The sequence below is a fragment of the Streptomyces sp. NPDC046727 genome (assembly GCF_040645635.1).
In the GTDB taxonomy this organism is placed as follows: Bacteria; Actinomycetota; Actinomycetes; order Streptomycetales; family Streptomycetaceae; genus Streptomyces.
Genome location: NZ_JBEYYR010000107.1, coordinates 573 through 1,013, shown reverse-complemented (window position 1 = coordinate 1,013; position 441 = coordinate 573). Strand labels below are relative to the sequence as shown.

The 441-nt window shown below is 61.7% G+C and carries 1 protein-coding gene; it reads left to right on the top strand.

Going from position 1 to position 441, the window contains the following annotated elements; genetic code table 11:
• Positions 1 to 27 precede the first annotated feature (27 nt).
• The coding region (locus ABZ937_RS42885) for a DNA polymerase (RefSeq protein ID WP_361701138.1) at positions 28 to 441 on the top strand (414 nt) is incomplete at its 3' end.

The following is a 441-nucleotide window of genomic DNA, read 5'->3' as shown; positions in this document are numbered from 1 at the left end:
ACCACCTATACCGATAAGCTGCCGCTGATGATCAATCCGGTCAGCGGCCGGGTACATACCTCGTACCATCAGGCGGTGACCGCTACCGGCCGTCTCTCCTCGAGCGATCCGAACCTGCAGAACATCCCGGTGCGTAACGATGAAGGGCGACGCATTCGCCAGGCCTTTATCGCGCCGGAAGGCTACCGCATCGTCGCGGCCGACTACTCGCAAATCGAGCTGCGCATCATGGCGCATTTGTCACAGGATGAAGGGCTGCTGAAGGCCTTCGCCGAAGGGAAAGACATTCACCGCGCCACGGCGTCGGAAGTTTTCGGCGTGCCGTTGGATAAAGTGACCGGCGAGCAGCGCCGCAGCGCCAAGGCGATTAACTTCGGCCTGATTTACGGTATGAGCGCCTTCGGCCTGGCGCGTCAGCTGGGGATCCCGCGTGGGGAAGCT